The sequence below is a fragment of the Pseudomonas sp. R4-39-08 genome, from assembly GCF_003852275.1.
Taxonomy (GTDB): Bacteria; Pseudomonadota; Gammaproteobacteria; order Pseudomonadales; family Pseudomonadaceae; genus Aquipseudomonas.
This window is the reverse complement of record NZ_CP027733.1, coordinates 120582-137965: the sequence shown is the minus strand read 5'-3', so window position 1 is coordinate 137965 and position 17384 is coordinate 120582. Positions and strand designations below refer to the sequence as shown.

Sequence of the window (17384 nt, the reverse complement as noted above, 5' to 3'; positions counted from 1 at the left end):
GGGCGATACGTTGCTGGCCCTGGCGGCCGGTTGCATCGCATACTCGCGCTTATCAACACACGGCCGGCCTATGCGGCTGAAGATGTGTGGCTTTTTTTCGAGGGGTTCTTATGTTTTACGTGCAACGTGATGCGCAGGGCGCGTTGAGTCGCGTAGAGGCCACCGCCTTTGCCGAATCCACCGAAACGCTGCCGCCGGATCACCATGAGATCCAGGCCTGGTACGCCAACGAAGTGGTGGAAACCAGCCTGGCCCAGCTCAAACAGAGTGACCTGGAGATGATCCGGGTACTGGACGACTTGATCCAGGTGCTCACCCGCAAGGGCGTCATCAGCGTGACGGACCTGCCGCCTGCGGCTCAGGCCAAATTGATGGACCGTAACCAGGCGCGGGAAGCGTTGGGTGGGTTGAGCCAGTTGATCAATGATGATGAGGCTGGGCTTATTTAATTCCTGAAGCGAACCGGATCGAAAGGTGGGAGGGGGCTTGCTCCCGATAGCGGTAAATCAGTCGATATTTGGGTGACTGATACGCCGCTATCGGGAGCAAGCCCCCTCCCACATTGGATCTGCGTTATTTCCAGGGCGCGGGCTCGCCGAACAGCTGGCCCTGCACGCCAAAAATCCCCATCTCACGAATCACCTTCAGCTCACCTTCGGTCTCCACACGTTCGGCAATCAACGGCAGATCGATGCTGTGGGCCGCGCGCTGGATGGCTTCGATAAACAGGCGCTTGTCGCTTTCCTGGTCGATATCGCGGATATAGCTGCCGTCGATTTTCAAGTAGGCCAGGCCCAGGCGGGCCAGGTTGCCGATCATGCTGAATCGCCCACCGAAACGCTGAAGGCTCAGGGAAAAGCCCAACTCGCGCAGGCGCTGGGTCATCTGTTCCAGCACAAGCTGTTCCGGCAGTTGCTCTTCACCGATCTCCAGGGTGAGGCGCGAGCCCAGGTTGCTGTGCTGGCGCAGCAGGTCATAAATGCGTTGCAGTGCCTGAGGATCCTGCAAGGTTGCGGCTGAGAGGTTCAGCGCCAGGTTGTGGCTGTGGCCGGTCATCTGTTTGAGCACCTGTTCCAGCATCATGCGGTCCAGGCGGGCTGACCAGCCGAAACGCTCGAGCCACGGCAGGAAACGCCCGGCGGGTAGGGTATGGCCGTCAAAGTCCTGCAAGCGCGATAGCACTTTGTAGTGCAAGACCAATTGCGGGTCCTGGCTGGCCACGACCGGCTGGAAGTACAACTCGAAACGCTGTTGGGTCAGCGCCTGGTCCAACAGTGTGTGCCAGGCATGGTGATCGTCACCGACGCTGGCCGCGGCACTGTGGTCGAGGCACGCCCAGGTGCTGTCACCCTGCCCTTCGGCTTGAGCCAAAGCTTGGTCGGCGAGGGTCAGCAGCGCCTGCGGCGCATCGCCATGGTTGAACGGTGCCAGGCCGATGTAGGCCACGGGCGTAACATCGCTGGCGCCGGTGGCCTGCAGGCTGAGCAACGTGCTCTCAAGGTTCTGCGCCAATTGCAGCGCTTCTTCACGCGTGAGCCCAGGCGCCAGCACGGCGAATTCGCCGCCACGAATACGGGTCACGAGGTTATGGGTTTCCGGGTACGGCTCGCACTGGCGCAGCAGTTGTTCGCCGACCGCTTGCAGCAGTTGGTCGGTACGCTGGCCGCCCAGGCGCTGGTTCAGGCCGGCCAAGTCCTTGACGCGCAACACCAGCAAGTAGCCGGAGTTGGTTTCTTCGGGGTTGCTGACGCGGGCGTTGAGCTGCATCTCGAAATAGCGGCGGTTGGCCAGGCCGGTGAGGTTGTCCTGATAGGATTCAGTGCGCAACTTTTCGCTGCGCTCGGCCTGCTCCTGGAACAGCGCCTTGAGCTTTTCCACCATTTGGTTCATGGCCTGCACCACCCGGCGCAACTCCGGCGTGCGCGGCAGGTCAGGCAGGCTGAGGAATTCCCGACGGGCGATCGCGTGGGACTGCTTGACCATATAGTCCAACGGCTTTAATTGCCGGCGCAGCAACAGCCCGCCGAGCACCACGCTGACCGCACCGCACAGCAGCAACCAGCCAAGGCTGCCCAGGGCGCTCTGCCAGAGTTTGGCCAGGGCGAACATCGGATGGCTGACCACCTCGACTCGCGCCGCCTGCTCCCAACCACGGCTCACCAGCGCATCACCACCGGCCGGCTCCAGGCCGATCAATGTTACAAACCAATGGGGCACACCATTGTTGTCGGGTATGCCGCTGCGCTCAACGATGGTTTGGTCCGTGGCCAGGTCCACCACACGGATGCTGGCGTAGTAACCGCTGTCGAAGATCGAGCTGACCAGCAACTCCACCATGGCCGGGTCATCGATATTGGGGGTCAGCGACAGCGCCAGTGCCGTCGCGGCATCCTGCGCATGGGAGCGCAATTGGTTGACGTATTGCGTGCGCGAACTTTCCAGGCTGACCATGAAGCTGCCGCTGAAGGCGACCACCAGGAACAGACAGATTGCGATCAACAGCTGTTTGAACAAAGACATCCGATCAGTTACTCCTAGTTGGCAGGCTCGGCTGGGAAGCCTTCCGCACGCATTTTTCTCAACACATCCTGCCAGCGCGACAAGCGTTTGGTATCGCCGACTTTCTTGTTGCCCTTGGCGCCGGGCAGGTACAGCCCCTCGGCGTTGAATGAATACACCGGGATCAAATCGGTACGGCGGGTTGCCGGCAGAATGTCGTCCATCAGGCTGTCGAGCACCAAGGGGATCGCGTCGGGGGTCGAATAGTAGGTCAGGACCATGTGCGCACGATTCTGACGCAAGGCCTTGACGTAGGTAATGCGCAATTTATCGCTGGACACGCCCAGATGACGCAAACTGAAATACTTGGCGATGGCGTAGTCTTCACAGTCACCGGCGCCCTTCCAGAGTGCTTCGATGGGTGTCTCCCAATAGTCGACCGCACGCCAGAGATCGATGTCTTCCACGTAGGTCATTTGTTTGTTGAAGAACACGTTGACGACCTTGAGCTGGTCTTGCTCGCTGACCTGTTTTTCGGTGCTCAGCAGCCGCTGCCACGCGTCAATACGTTGCTGGCCCTCGCCCAACGGCCCGTACAAGGCGCTGGCCTTGCGGCTGATCTGCGAGAAATCCCAATCGGCATGCAGCCCGCCGAGCATCAGGCCGGCCAATAAGATCGCTGATAAGAGCCAGCAAAAAACTCGATAGGGAATAAAACTTACCGCCAAGGCGTTCAGTCCATGAAGAGAGACGGAATTTCAAGGGATGGTGAAGCTTCGTCTCACAAAAAACAATGGCACAGTGCAATCATTCATCGGTGGAGCGAGTTTATAACCGCCTCCTGTGGGACGTACAAAATACACGCTGTGGGCCCTTACAAACGGAAACTCTGGCTGTTTGACAAGTACCTGGCCCATCTCTAGTGTTCATTGGATCCAATAAACACACTCTATTATTCAAAAGGAGGGTAGCGTAACCGTGACGCAGAAGCCGAACCCTTTAAGCAGTATCAAGGTCAGCGGACCTATTCCTGCTCATCTTGCCCGCGCCGTTATTGAAGAAACGTTGCGTAACGCCATTCTTGATGGCCGATTGCCCTGTGGCACTGCTATGCGCCAGCAAGAACTCGCCAGCCTGTTCGGCGTCAGCCGTATGCCGGTGCGCGAAGCTTTGCGCCAACTGGAGGCACAATCCCTGCTGCATGTGGTGACCCACAAAGGCGCTGTGGTTGCGCCCTTGATCGAGGACAATTCGGCTGAGACCTATGCCCTGCGCATGCTGTTGGAGTCCGAAGCCTTGCGCTTGTCGATCCCATTGCTCACGGAGTCGGACATCGCCGAGGCAGAGGCCTGTATCACTGCGCTGGAATGCGAGAAAGACTACAGCGAGATCGGTCGCCTCAATCGCCTGTTTCACATGATCCTGTATGGCAAGGCGCCTAACCATCGCCTGCTCAAATTGGTGGAGCATGGGCTGAATGAAGAGGAGCGGTTTCTGCGCTTCAACCTCGAGGCGATGGGACTGGGCGAGACGTCACAGGAGGATCACCGCGAACTGCTCAACCTGGTGGTGCAGAAGAAAATCGACGAAAGCATCCTGACACTGCGTAATCACTTGATGCGAGGCATGGAGGTCATCAATAGATACCTCAATAGCCTCGAAACTGCGAATAGAACAGCCGCGTTATAAGGGGCTCCTACCGTTGTTGAGCCTGTGCATCGCGGGGTACCGTTCCTTATCAGGAAGCGTCCCGCGTTGATACACTGTGAACAAACCGGCAAGCCTTATTCAAATCGGCGTCATATAAGGAAATCTCTCACACTTCAAACAACTATTTCTCCGGGAAGTTTTTATTCGCAAAACTATTTAATACATTCACAAGCTCATCCAAACGTTTAATCAGCTTATTATCAGCGACCCACCCAAAAACCTCGCAATTGCCGTCCGCGTATTGAGCCAGCGTTCCTCGCGTGGGCGCGCCTTAACGTTAATCTTCCAACTAACAACTACAAAATCCATCACTGCAACTAGAGCAGTCGCAACAACTTCATAGGCGTCAACCATGCATCATCATTTGCTTGAAAAAAAGAAACTTCAACTGTGCAGTCATCCGTTATTTGCAGAAATAACTTCTCTTAGCAAATTACAACACTTTATGGAAAGCCACGTATTTGCGGTTTGGGACTTCATGACCCTGACCAAACGCCTGCAGCAGGATCTTACTTGCACCCAAATACCCTGGCTCCCGCCGGCCAATCCGCAGGCCGCACGCCTGATCAATGAAATCGTGCTGGGCGAGGAGTCGGACGAACATCCGACGCGGGGCCATTGCAGTCACTTTGAGCTGTACTTGGAAGCCATGGCGGAGGTGGGCGCCAATACCCGTGTCATCGCACGCTTCATTGACCTGCAACACCAGGGTGTAGAGGTCAGCGCAGCGCTGCGAATGATCGGTGCGCCCCCCGGTGTGCCGCACTTTGTCGACAGCACATGGCAGATCGCACTCAGCGCCCCCACCCACTGCGTCGCGGCGGCCTTCCTGCATGGTCGTGAAGGCGTCATTGCATCGATGTTCGAGCGCCTTCTGTGCAGCAGCCCCTTGATTGCTCGTCAGGCACCCATCTTGTGTCACTACCTCAACCGTCATATCGAGTTGGATAGCCAGGAGCACGGCCCGGCGGCGGAGCAGGTGCTCCAGCATTTGATCGGCGCAGACCCGACTCGCCAGCGACAAGCCGATAGCGCTGCCTTCGGTGCCCTGGAAAGCCGCATAACCTTCTGGGACGATGTACACGCCTCAATGCATGAGGTAAACCCATGAGCGCCACCGGCTATCACTCCTTTGCCGAAGACTGGGAGCGGCGCGCAACCATCCGCACACGCCCGCGCCGCATGTTGGAAAACGACGGCAAACTGATCTATCCCCTGAGCCGCCAACCCCTTGTACTGAGTGCGACCTTTCTCGAGCGCTGCTCGCAATGCCGCGACTTTGTGCTGACGCAAAGCTTTTATCGATTCATCCATGACATCGTGGTTTTCGAAACCGAGATCGTCGATAAGCTTGCCCGCCGTATTGCCAAGAATCGCTTCTCGCTGCCCCTCCCCCTCGCCTGCCGCTACGATGCAATGACCGTCGTGGTGGATGAGGATTACCACGCATTGGTGGCACTGGACTTCCTGCAGCAAGCCGTGGCGTTGACCGGTATCGAGCCCCTGGACCTGCCGGGGCAGATCGAACTGAGCCGCGCCTTGCCGGCCGCGCAGGCGCAGGCACCGGAGCACCTGCACGATGCCGTCGAGTTGATTGTCGTGGCCATCGCCGAAAACACCGTCACCCATGATGTGGCGGCCTTTTCCAAGGACGATAGTATCAAGTCGTCCGTACGCGGCTTGATGGCCGATCACCTGTTCGATGAAGGGCGCCACGCACAGTTCTGGACACAGTTGGTGCGTATCTACTGGCAGTCGGCAAGCGCGCAAGACCGCGAAAGCATTGCCGGCGTGCTCCCGACCTTTCTGGCCCATTACCTGACCAACGACATACAGAAAGGCTTCGACCTGCAGTTGATCGAACACCTGGATGTCAGTACCGATATTCGTTTGGCGCTGCAGGATGAAATCGTTGCGTTGGATTTTCCTATCACCCGCCAGCACCCGTTGATGGGCAACATCATGAGCTTCCTGCACCACAGCGGCGTGCTGCACACCCCTAGCGTGGCACGCGCGCTGGACGACTACCTGCCCGCGGCGGGGAGGCTGGCATGAGGCGCTTGACGATTGAATGGGGCGGTACCAGTGAAGCACTGGGGGCCCTCAAGCAGGTGCTGGAACAATACGGGCACATCGCGGGGGCGGGGTCGGTCGACCTGGTGATTGAGGACGGCAGCCAGTCACCGTCAGCCTTATCCACCGATGCGCCGTGGATGAGCCTGCGCCTGGGCATCGGCCCCGTGTCCGAAACTGGGTTACCCGCACTGCAGTTTCGCTGCTATGACCGTGATCGGCGCCTGTTGGCCGTGCACGACGTCGCTGAGGAGCCCAGCGGCAACGGCCAGCGCCTGCGTCGTCGTGCGGCGCACGCTCTGGTGGAGTGGGTAGCGTCATTGGTCAGCGGATTCTCGAGAGACCCTGGTTATTTCTGTGCAACGGCCAACCCGGCCACCTTGCCCGAACAGGGCTTGGGAGGACTGGAGTCACTGGCGTTCATGCATCGATTCAACCGTACAGCCGATCCGGCACTGCTGCGGGCGGCACAGGCGCCCATGATCGAACGGTTGCAGGCCAGCCTGAATGCCTTCGCCGATCGTACAGCGCTGAATATTGCGGGTCGCAGGGTGACTTATCGCCAGCTTCAGGAAAAAGCCGTGGCGATTCAGCAACACCTGCTGCCCCTGTTGGCGAGCATTGAAACACCACCGGTGGTGGGTGTGTGTCTGGAAAAATCTACCGAGCTTTACGCAAGCATTCTGGCGGTGCTGGGCTGCGGCGCGGTGTATTTGCCGCTGTCTCCGGACCATCCGGTAAAACGCCAGCACCGCATGCTGACAAGCGCAGGTGCGTGCGTATTACTGGAAAATGGCCTGCACCCGTTGCGGGATAAGTTCGTTTCACTTGATGTCAGTACGCTCAGCCCACACGGCATCGACTCCACACAGCCGCTGATGCGACATCGTCCCCACGCCGATGCGCCGTGCATGGCGCTTTTCACCTCTGGCACCACGGGGCAACCCAAGGGTGTGCTGCTCAGCCAACATAATCTGGCGCATTTCACGGCCTGGCTCGGTACCTGTGTGGCGCTGGACGATAAGAGCCGCGTCCTGCAATTTTCGCCGCTGAGCTTTGACTCGTCACTGATCGATATTTTCCCCGCCTTGATCGCGGGCGCAGCGTTGATTGTCCCCAGCGCAGAACAACGTCACGATCCCCGGCAATTGGTCGAGCTGATTCGCCTGCAACGCGTCACTCATGCTTTCTTGCCACCGGCACTGCTCGGCATCTTGCCGCTGGACCAGCCGCTGGGCCTAGCCCACTTGCTCACCGGCGGCGACTTTTGCGAACCCTACGTGATCGAGCGAATGGCCGGCCAATGCCAGTTTCACAACCTCTATGGCCCCACCGAAGCCACGGTACTGGCAACCCATCGAACGTTTCGGCTCGGTGATAGCAATCGCAATATCGGCCTGCCCATCGCCAACAGCCAGGTCTTGATCCTGGACAAGCACCTGCAACCGGTGGACGAGCAGGTGATGGGCGATCTGTACCTCGCAGGACCGGGCGTGAGCCTGGGCTATATGAACGGACCACCGCAGGCCGACTCCCCGTTCATCAAACTGACGTTGCCTGACGGGCAATGGCTGCAGGCTTACCGCAGCGGCGACCTGGCGAAATGGACGCAAGACGGTATCGAGTTGGGCGGCCGACGGGATGACCAGGTCAAGATCCGCGGTTTTCGGGTCGAACCTCAGGAGATCGAGCACTGCCTGCGCAGCAGTCGGTTGTTTCGCCAAGTGGCAGTAGTGATTGATCAGACGCACAGAGTCATCGGCTTTGCGGCCCAGCCCGAACCCGGCGCCACGCTGGCCAGCCTGAAGGAGCACGCACGGCAGTGGCTGCCTGAGCATATGCAACCTGTCGCCTGGAGCGAGCTGCCGAGCCTGCCCGCTTCGAGCAACGGCAAGATCGATCGCAAGGCGTTGCGGGAAACGCCGATTACCCGCGCCCAGGAGATGACGCGTTGCAGCACGCTCACGCCAGTCCAGGCGCAGTTGGTAGACCTGTGGGGGGAGTTGTTAGGGTTGCCTGCCGGTGACGTGTCGATCGACGACAGCTTTTTCAACCTGGGCGGCCATTCGATCCTGCTGTCCACCTTGTTGCTGCGCCTGCGCGAGCAGTTTGGCCGCAGCCTCTCCTTGAGCCAATTTTTTGAAGCGCCGACGATTCGTACGCTGGCCTTGCAGATGGAGGGCGCAGCGCTGCCGAATACATCGTTCAGCCAGATGGAAAAAGATGCGTCCCGAGCCTTGGCGCTTGAGGTGCTGCCCGAGGCCCGCGCCGGGGATCCACGCAAGGTGATTGTCACGGGGGCGAACAGCTTCGTCGGCGTGCATATCGTCCAGGCCTTGCTGGCGGGCGGGGCGCAGGAAGTAGCGTGCCTGGTCCGGGCGCTTCCAGGCCAGTCGGCGGCGGACCGATTCTCTCAGGCGTTGCGCGAATACCGCCTGGAACAGCTGGACCTGAGCCGAGTGCAGGTCTATGCCGCCGACCTGCGCCAACCCCGCCTGGGTCTGTCTGCAGAGGCGTACGACCACCTCGCCCGCAATCATGGTGTGCTGGTGCACAATGCGGCGCAGGTCAACCATGTGATGGACTACATAGCACTGGCCAACGACAACGTCGAACCGATGTTTGAATGCCTGCGCCTTTGCGAGACCCACTGTAAGAAAGTTTTCAATTTCATTTCAACGCTGTCGGCCTGCAGTCGCCTCGACACTGATGGGTATGTGCTCGAAGCATCCGCAAGCCGCGCGTTGCCGCTCTATGTAAAAAACGGCTACAACCTCTCGAAGTGGGTGGCCGAGCGGTTGTTGGGGCGTGCAGTCGAGCAAGGGGCCTGGGTGAATATTCATCGGCCCGGGAATATCAGTTTCAACAGCCGCAACGGTGTCTGCCAACCCCATAAGAATCGGTTGATGTTGATGCTCAAGGGATCACTGCAGTTGGGCAGGGTTCCTCGAATGGAGGGCAATTTCGACCTGATGCCGGTGGACTTCCTGGCGCGCTTCATCGCGTTTCACAGCCCGCGTTTTGTGCCTGGGCGAAACGTCTTCAACCTGCACAATCCTCAGCCTTTGAGCTGGGACCAGTACCTTGATGCATTCAGCCAGGCCGGACACACCTTCGAACGGATAAGCCTTCAACATTGGCAAAGGGCGTTGCGCACAGTGCGCCACGACAATGCGTTGTTCGGCGTACTGGGCTTTTACCTTGATGGGTTGGGTGAAGACATCGGCGACACGTCGATGATCCATTACAGCAACGCGCAGTGGGGCCTGGAACAAATGGGCACACAGTATCCGCCAAAGAGCCCCGCACTGTTACGCAAGGGCTGCGACTACCTCAGGGCCATCGGCTTTCTCTGAGAGGCTTTGGGCCCGCATTGAAGTTGCTCGGCTGTATCGGAGCGAGGCCTCGCTCCGATACAGCGAGGATCAGATCTTGAAGCTGTCGACCAATTGCTTCAATCGACTGGCCTGCTGGGACAGCGCGTCGCAGTCCTTGAGCGTCTCGTTGAGATTGGCCACGCCTTGCTGGTTCAGCAGGTTGATCTGGTTGATGTCGACATTGAGGGTTTCAACCACCGCCGTTTGCTCCTCGGTGGCAGCGGCGACCGATTGGTTCATGCCGTCAATCTCAACGATTCGCTGTGTCACGCTGACCAGACGCTCGCCGGCCTGGTTAGCCACTTCAACGCTTTCTTCGCTGGAGACCTGGCTGGCGTTCATGGTGGTCACGGCTTCACGCGAACCCACTTGCAGCGAAGTGATCATTTTGTGGATCTCTTCTGCCGATTCCTGGGTACGGTGAGCCAGGTTACGCACTTCATCCGCCACCACGGCAAACCCACGCCCTGCTTCGCCGGCACGGGCAGCTTCGATTGCCGCGTTAAGCGCAAGTAAGTTGGTCTGCTGGGAGATGCCCTTGATCACATCGAGAATGTGTCCGATGTTGTCGGTGCTGGCGTTAAGGGTTTCGATCTGGGTACAGGACAGGCTGATTTTCTGCGACAGTTCCGACATCGCCTGGATGGTTTGCTCGACCACTTTGCGCCCATCATCAGCTTGCTCACTGGCACCGCTGGCATGCTGCGAGGCATCAGCGGCGTTACGTGCGATTTCCTGGGTAGCGGCACCCAGCTCGTTGATAGCGGCAGCCACGCTGTTGGTACGTGCACTTTGTTCATCGGAGCCGATGATCGACGCGTTGGACGAAGCCATTACGCGCTGGGACAGGTCATGCACCTGGCGGGTGGCCGAGGACACTTCGGAAATCGAGGCGTGGATCCGCTCGACAAACTGATTGAATGCGCTACCGACTTCGCCGAACTCATCTTTGCTGGTCACGTCGAGGCGGCGGGTCAGATCACCCTCGCCTTGGGCAATGTCCTGCATGGCAACGCCCATGGTGGTCAGCGGACGCAACAACACCTGAATCAGCACACTCAACAGTACGGCAATCGCCACCACGGCGATGAGCATTGCGATCAACGCTGAAGTGCGAAATTTACCCAGTGCGGCATAGGCTTTATCTTTGTCGATAGACAGACCGATGTACCAGTCAGCCCCCGGCAACCCGTTGATTGGTGTAAAGGATAGGATTCGGTCTTGTCCATTGAGGACAACCTCTTGGTTAACCTTCTCGATGCGCACCTGGGTGCCCGGGTAGATATCCTTGAGGTTTTTCATCACCTGGTCCTGGTCAGGACTGACGATGACCTGGCCATCACCACTGACCAGGAATGCATGGCCAATACCGCCAAAATCTACCGAGTTGATGATCTTCACCAAGGTTTGCAGGCTCAAGTCGCCACCCACAACGCCCAACAACTCTCCGTTCTTCTTCACCGGCATGGCGATCGTCACGATCTGGCCGCCTACAGCCGCCATATAAGGCGGGGTAAGCATGGTTTTATCGGCTGCTACGGCTTGCTTGTACCAAGGGCGCTGACGTGGGTCATAGCCTTCGGGCATCTTCGCGTCGGGGCGCTGAGTGAACACTCCATTGATTTGGCCAACGTAGGTGAACTGGAAGTTGGAGGTGAGCGCCGGTTGATCGACCAAGCCGGGAAGGTCGGCGGCGCTGCCTTGATGGGCAACGTTTTGTGCCAGGCTCTCGAGAACCAGGATGCGGCCGCTGAGCCAGTTCTGCACACTGCTGGCGGTAAGCTCTCCGGATTGCTGGATGGAGGACGCCAGGTTCTGCCTGATCGTGTTGCGCTGCAGGTAATCGTTGTAAAACGTGAATAGCGCGAAGGCCAGAACCACGACGCCTGACGCAGCCAGCAGAATTTTATGACTGAACTTGAGATTCATTTCATCGACTTCTTTTGCCAAAGGGGGGTGAGCGTGCCGAGTGGAACATTCCATGTATCGCGATAGGCGGACTCTGCGACCGCTCTATTTCGGTGCACGCATGGCTCGTCAGGCTTTCGGCCAGAAATCGATAAAACTTAGAGATTTGTGTGAATCTTCCGCTTTTAGCGTAAGAGAACGACAGGCGGTATGAGCACAGTCGACTATCAGCCACTTAGAGCCCTAAACGACAAAACCCCTGTCTGCGTGAGCAGACAGGGGTTTCGGAATTCAATCTTGACGATGACCTACTCTCACATGGGGAAACCCCACACTACCATCGGCGATGCATCGTTTCACTGCTGAGTTCGGGATGGGATCAGGTGGTTCCAATGCTCTATGGTCGTCAAGAAATTCTGTGTACCAGATCGTTGCGCTAGCAACGTGCTGGTGAAATTCATGGACTTCTACATAAACAAAACCCCTGTTTGCGTACGCAAACAGGGGTTCTGGAATTTAATCTTGACGATGACCTACTCTCACATGGGGAAACCCCACACTACCATCGGCGATGCATCGTTTCACTACTGAGTTCGGGATGGGATCAGGTGGTTCCAATGCTCTATGGTCGTCAAGAAATTCGGGTACTGAGTCGTGACCATGTGGCCTCGCTTCAGCAAATTGGGTATGGGATAGAAGTCGGTGTTTTGTGAGCATCGAACTTTCGGTTCATTGCGTCTTCACACACCGCAATCTGGCCTCTTTCGTCTTTCAACTAGGAGCAACAAATTGCTTGGGTGTTATATGGTCAAGCCTCACGGGCAATTAGTATTGGTTAGCTCAACGCCTCACAGCGCTTACACACCCAACCTATCAACGTCGTAGTCTTCGACGGCCCTTCAGGGGACTCAAGGTCCCAGTGAGATCTCATCTTGAGGCTAGTTTCCCGCTTAGATGCTTTCAGCGGTTATCTATTCCGAACATAGCTACCCGGCAATGCCACTGGCGTGACAACCGGAACACCAGAGGTTCGTCCACTCCGGTCCTCTCGTACTAGGAGCAGCCCCTCTCAAATCTCAAACGTCCACGGCAGATAGGGACCGAACTGTCTCACGACGTTCTAAACCCAGCTCGCGTACCACTTTAAATGGCGAACAGCCATACCCTTGGGACCGGCTTCAGCCCCAGGATGTGATGAGCCGACATCGAGGTGCCAAACACCGCCGTCGATATGAACTCTTGGGCGGTATCAGCCTGTTATCCCCGGAGTACCTTTTATCCGTTGAGCGATGGCCCTTCCATACAGAACCACCGGATCACTAAGACCTACTTTCGTACCTGCTCGACGTGTCTGTCTCGCAGTCAAGCGCGCTTTTGCCTTTATACTCTACGACCGATTTCCGACCGGTCTGAGCGCACCTTCGTACTCCTCCGTTACTCTTTAGGAGGAGACCGCCCCAGTCAAACTACCCACCATACACTGTCCTCGATCCGGATAACGGACCTGAGTTAGAACCTCAAAGTTGCCAGGGTGGTATTTCAAGGTTGGCTCCACGCGAACTGGCGTCCACGCTTCAAAGCCTCCCACCTATCCTACACAAGCAAATTCAAAGTCCAGTGCAAAGCTATAGTAAAGGTTCACGGGGTCTTTCCGTCTAGCCGCGGATACACTGCATCTTCACAGCGATTTCAATTTCACTGAGTCTCGGGTGGAGACAGCGCCGCCATCGTTACGCCATTCGTGCAGGTCGGAACTTACCCGACAAGGAATTTCGCTACCTTAGGACCGTTATAGTTACGGCCGCCGTTTACCGGGGCTTCGATCAAGAGCTTCGCGTTAGCTAACCCCATCAATTAACCTTCCGGCACCGGGCAGGCGTCACACCCTATACGTCCACTTTCGTGTTTGCAGAGTGCTGTGTTTTTAATAAACAGTCGCAGCGGCCTGGTATCTTCGACCGGCATGAGCTTACGGAGCAAGTCCTTCACCCTCACCGGCGCACCTTCTCCCGAAGTTACGGTGCCATTTTGCCTAGTTCCTTCACCCGAGTTCTCTCAAGCGCCTTGGTATTCTCTACCCAACCACCTGTGTCGGTTTGGGGTACGGTTCCTGGTTACCTGAAGCTTAGAAGCTTTTCTTGGAAGCATGGCATCAACCACTTCGTCGTCTAAAAGACAACTCGTCATCAGCTCTCGGCCTTAGAATCCCGGATTTACCTAAGATTCCAGCCTACCACCTTAAACTTGGACAACCAACGCCAAGCTGGCCTAGCCTTCTCCGTCCCTCCATCGCAATAACCAGAAGTACAGGAATATTAACCTGTTTTCCATCGACTACGCTTTTCAGCCTCGCCTTAGGGACCGACTAACCCTGCGTCGATTAACGTTGCGCAGGAAACCTTGGTCTTTCGGCGTGGGTGTTTTTCACACCCATTGTCGTTACTCATGTCAGCATTCGCACTTCTGATACCTCCAGCAAGCTTCTCAACTCACCTTCACAGGCTTACAGAACGCTCCTCTACCGCATCACTTACGTGATACCCGTAGCTTCGGTGTATGGTTTGAGCCCCGTTACATCTTCCGCGCAGGCCGACTCGACTAGTGAGCTATTACGCTTTCTTTAAAGGGTGGCTGCTTCTAAGCCAACCTCCTAGCTGTCTAAGCCTTCCCACATCGTTTCCCACTTAACCATAACTTTGGGACCTTAGCTGACGGTCTGGGTTGTTTCCCTTTTCACGACGGACGTTAGCACCCGCCGTGTGTCTCCCATGCTCGGCACTTGTAGGTATTCGGAGTTTGCATCGGTTTGGTAAGTCGGGATGACCCCCTAGCCGAAACAGTGCTCTACCCCCTACAGTGATACATGAGGCGCTACCTAAATAGCTTTCGAGGAGAACCAGCTATCTCCGAGCTTGATTAGCCTTTCACTCCGATCCACAGGTCATCCGCTAACTTTTCAACGGTAGTCGGTTCGGTCCTCCAGTTAGTGTTACCCAACCTTCAACCTGCCCATGGATAGATCGCCCGGTTTCGGGTCTATTCCCAGCGACTAGACGCCCTATTAAGACTCGCTTTCGCTACGCCTCCCCTATTCGGTTAAGCTCGCCACTGAAAATAAGTCGCTGACCCATTATACAAAAGGTACGCAGTCACCCAACAAAGTAGGCTCCCACTGCTTGTACGCATACGGTTTCAGGATCTATTTCACTCCCCTCTCCGGGGTTCTTTTCGCCTTTCCCTCACGGTACTAGTTCACTATCGGTCAGTCAGTAGTATTTAGCCTTGGAGGATGGTCCCCCCATATTCAGACAAAGTTTCTCGTGCTCCGTCCTACTCGATTTCATGACTAAGAGATTTTCGCGTACAGGGCTATCACCCACTATGGCCGCACTTTCCAGAGCGTTCCGCTAATCTCAAAGCCACTTAAGGGCTAGTCCCCGTTCGCTCGCCACTACTAAGGGAATCTCGGTTGATTTCTTTTCCTCAGGGTACTTAGATGTTTCAGTTCCCCTGGTTCGCTCCATACACCTATGTATTCAGTGTAAGGTAACCATCTTATGATGGCTGGGTTCCCCCATTCAGACATCTCCGGATCAAAGTCTGTTTGCCGACTCCCCGAAGCTTTTCGCAGGCTACCACGTCTTTCATCGCCTCTGACTGCCAAGGCATCCACCGTATGCGCTTCTTCACTTGACCATATAACCCCAAGCAATCTGGTTATACTGTGAAGACAACATTCGCCGAAAATTCGATCATACTCAATTAAGAGCGACTCACAAATTTTACCTTAGCCTGAGCCGTTACCAGTGAAAGTAACGTTCAGTCTATCTTTCTATCACATACCCAAATTTTTAAAGAACGATCTAATCAAAGACTAGAAATCAATATTCACAGCGGAATACTCATTTCTAAACTCTAACAGCAGAAACAGTTAATGGTGGAGCCAAACGGGATCGAACCGTTGACCTCCTGCGTGCAAGGCAGGCGCTCTCCCAGCTGAGCTATGGCCCCATAACAAAATTGGTGGGTCTGGGCAGATTCGAACTGCCGACCTCACCCTTATCAGGGGTGCGCTCTAACCAACTGAGCTACAGACCCAATTTCGAGCGCAACTGATTAGCTAAGAGCTATCAGCTTGGAGCTTAAAGCTGCTTCTATCGTCTTCTTCAATGAATCAAGCAATTCGTGTGGGAACTTATGGAGCAGCTGATGTCGTCGATTAAGGAGGTGATCCAGCCGCAGGTTCCCCTACGGCTACCTTGTTACGACTTCACCCCAGTCATGAATCACACCGTGGTAACCGTCCTCCCGAAGGTTAGACTAGCTACTTCTGGTGCAACCCACTCCCATGGTGTGACGGGCGGTGTGTACAAGGCCCGGGAACGTATTCACCGCGACATTCTGATTCGCGATTACTAGCGATTCCGACTTCACGCAGTCGAGTTGCAGACTGCGATCCGGACTACGATCGGTTTTCTGGGATTAGCTCCACCTCGCGGCTTGGCAACCCTCTGTACCGACCATTGTAGCACGTGTGTAGCCCAGGCCGTAAGGGCCATGATGACTTGACGTCATCCCCACCTTCCTCCGGTTTGTCACCGGCAGTCTCCTTAGAGTGCCCACCATGACGTGCTGGTAACTAAGGACAAGGGTTGCGCTCGTTACGGGACTTAACCCAACATCTCACGACACGAGCTGACGACAGCCATGCAGCACCTGTCTCAATGTTCCCGAAGGCACCAATCCATCTCTGGAAAGTTCATTGGATGTCAAGGCCTGGTAAGGTTCTTCGCGTTGCTTCGAATTAAACCACATGCTCCACCGCTTGTGCGGGCCCCCGTCAATTCATTTGAGTTTTAACCTTGCGGCCGTACTCCCCAGGCGGTCAACTTAATGCGTTAGCTGCGCCACTAAGAGCTCAAGGCTCCCAACGGCTAGTTGACATCGTTTACGGCGTGGACTACCAGGGTATCTAATCCTGTTTGCTCCCCACGCTTTCGCACCTCAGTGTCAGTGTTGGTCCAGGTGGTCGCCTTCGCCACTGGTGTTCCTTCCTATATCTACGCATTTCACCGCTACACAGGAAATTCCACCACCCTCTACCACACTCTAGTCAGTCAGTTTTGAATGCAGTTCCCAGGTTGAGCCCGGGGATTTCACATCCAACTTAACAAACCACCTACGCGCGCTTTACGCCCAGTAATTCCGATTAACGCTTGCACCCTCTGTATTACCGCGGCTGCTGGCACAGAGTTAGCCGGTGCTTATTCTGTCGGTAACGTCAAAACAATCACGTATTAGGTAACTGCCCTTCCTCCCAACTTAAAGTGCTTTACAATCCGAAGACCTTCTTCACACACGCGGCATGGCTGGATCAGGCTTTCGCCCATTGTCCAATATTCCCCACTGCTGCCTCCCGTAGGAGTCTGGACCGTGTCTCAGTTCCAGTGTGACTGATCATCCTCTCAGACCAGTTACGGATCGTCGCCTTGGTGAGCCATTACCTCACCAACTAGCTAATCCGACCTAGGCTCATCTGATAGCGCAAGGCCCGAAGGTCCCCTGCTTTCTCCCGTAGGACGTATGCGGTATTAGCGTCCGTTTCCGAACGTTATCCCCCACTACCAGGCAGATTCCTAGGCATTACTCACCCGTCCGCCGCTCTCAAGAGAAGCAAGCTTCTCTCTACCGCTCGACTTGCATGTGTTAGGCCTGCCGCCAGCGTTCAATCTGAGCCATGATCAAACTCTTCAGTTCAAACATCTTTGGGTTTTTAAGAAACCCTAAACTTGGCTCAGCAATCGTTGGTTACATCTT

At 56.2% G+C, this 17384-nt stretch carries 8 protein-coding genes, 2 tRNA genes and 4 rRNA genes; 5 read left to right on the top strand and 9 right to left on the bottom strand.

What is annotated here, in order from left to right:
* Positions 1 to 110: 110 nt before the first annotated feature.
* Positions 111 to 449 (top strand): tryptophan synthase subunit beta, encoded by a 339-nt coding sequence (locus C4J88_RS00645; protein WP_124405938.1) that lies wholly within the window; start codon positions 111 to 113, stop codon positions 447 to 449.
* A gap of 124 nt (positions 450 to 573) precedes the next feature.
* On the opposite strand, the gene lapD is transcribed toward C4J88_RS00645, so the two are convergent.
* Positions 574 to 2520 (bottom strand): cyclic di-GMP receptor LapD, encoded by a 1947-nt coding sequence (lapD, locus tag C4J88_RS00640; protein ID WP_124405937.1) that lies wholly within the window; start codon positions 2518 to 2520, stop codon positions 574 to 576.
* Between the two features lie 14 nt (positions 2521 to 2534).
* On the bottom strand, positions 2535 to 3227 hold the full coding sequence (gene lapG, locus C4J88_RS00635) for a cysteine protease LapG (RefSeq protein ID WP_124360679.1): 693 nt from the start codon (positions 3225 to 3227) through the stop codon (positions 2535 to 2537).
* Between the two features lie 250 nt (positions 3228 to 3477).
* On the opposite strand from lapG, the gene C4J88_RS00630 reads away from it, so the two are divergent.
* From C4J88_RS00630 to C4J88_RS00615, 4 genes are all read left to right on the top strand, one after another.
* Positions 3478 to 4188: a GntR family transcriptional regulator gene (locus C4J88_RS00630; protein WP_124369113.1), complete on the top strand. Its 711-nt coding sequence runs from the start codon at positions 3478 to 3480 to the stop codon at positions 4186 to 4188.
* A gap of 373 nt (positions 4189 to 4561) precedes the next feature.
* Complete coding sequence (locus C4J88_RS00625) at positions 4562 to 5320, top strand: DUF3050 domain-containing protein (protein WP_124405936.1); 759 nt, start codon at positions 4562 to 4564, stop codon at positions 5318 to 5320.
* Positions 5317 to 6264 (top strand): diiron oxygenase, encoded by a 948-nt coding sequence (locus tag C4J88_RS00620; protein ID WP_124405935.1) that lies wholly within the window; start codon positions 5317 to 5319, stop codon positions 6262 to 6264. The genes C4J88_RS00625 and C4J88_RS00620 overlap by 4 nt, the downstream gene beginning before the upstream one ends.
* Positions 6261 to 9638, top strand: a complete 3378-nt coding sequence (locus C4J88_RS00615) for an amino acid adenylation domain-containing protein (RefSeq protein WP_124405934.1) — start codon at positions 6261 to 6263, stop codon at positions 9636 to 9638. The genes C4J88_RS00620 and C4J88_RS00615 overlap by 4 nt, the downstream gene beginning before the upstream one ends.
* 69 nt (positions 9639 to 9707) lie before the next feature.
* Here C4J88_RS00615 and C4J88_RS00610 read toward each other — a convergent pair whose 3' ends face one another.
* The 7 genes from C4J88_RS00610 to C4J88_RS00580 form a co-directional block, all read right to left on the bottom strand.
* Positions 9708 to 11588, bottom strand: a complete 1881-nt coding sequence (locus tag C4J88_RS00610) for a methyl-accepting chemotaxis protein (RefSeq protein WP_124360674.1) — start codon at positions 11586 to 11588, stop codon at positions 9708 to 9710.
* Positions 11589 to 11862: 274 nt separating this feature from the next.
* Positions 11863 to 11978: ribosomal RNA gene (gene rrf, locus C4J88_RS00605) — 5S ribosomal RNA — on the bottom strand.
* A 109-nt stretch (positions 11979 to 12087) separates the two neighbouring features.
* Positions 12088 to 12203, bottom strand: a 5S ribosomal RNA gene (rrf, locus tag C4J88_RS00600).
* 168 nt (positions 12204 to 12371) lie between these two features.
* A 23S ribosomal RNA gene (locus C4J88_RS00595) occupies positions 12372 to 15263 on the bottom strand.
* Between the two features lie 239 nt (positions 15264 to 15502).
* A tRNA-Ala gene (locus C4J88_RS00590) sits at positions 15503 to 15578 on the bottom strand.
* 10 nt (positions 15579 to 15588) lie between these two features.
* A tRNA-Ile gene (locus tag C4J88_RS00585) sits at positions 15589 to 15665 on the bottom strand.
* A 122-nt stretch (positions 15666 to 15787) separates the two neighbouring features.
* Positions 15788 to 17324: ribosomal RNA gene (locus tag C4J88_RS00580) — 16S ribosomal RNA — on the bottom strand.
* Together the 16S, 23S and 5S rRNA genes with 2 tRNA genes alongside form the textbook arrangement of a ribosomal RNA operon.
* Between the last annotated feature and the right edge of the window lie 60 nt (positions 17325 to 17384).

Excerpts from the sequence above, each read along its gene's own strand:
- C4J88_RS00645 (WP_124405938.1), top strand. The coding sequence starts at position 111 with ATGTTTTACGTGCAACGTGATGCGCAGGGCGCGTTGAGTCGCGTAGAG.
- C4J88_RS00625 (WP_124405936.1), top strand. The coding sequence starts at position 4,562 with ATGCATCATCATTTGCTTGAAAAAAAGAAACTTCAACTGTGCAGTCAT.
- lapD (WP_124405937.1), bottom strand. The coding sequence starts at position 2,520 with ATGTCTTTGTTCAAACAGCTGTTGATCGCAATCTGTCTGTTCCTGGTG.
- C4J88_RS00610 (WP_124360674.1), bottom strand. The coding sequence starts at position 11,588 with ATGAATCTCAAGTTCAGTCATAAAATTCTGCTGGCTGCGTCAGGCGTC.
- C4J88_RS00620 (WP_124405935.1), top strand. The coding sequence starts at position 5,317 with ATGAGCGCCACCGGCTATCACTCCTTTGCCGAAGACTGGGAGCGGCGC.
- C4J88_RS00615 (WP_124405934.1), top strand. The coding sequence starts at position 6,261 with ATGAGGCGCTTGACGATTGAATGGGGCGGTACCAGTGAAGCACTGGGG.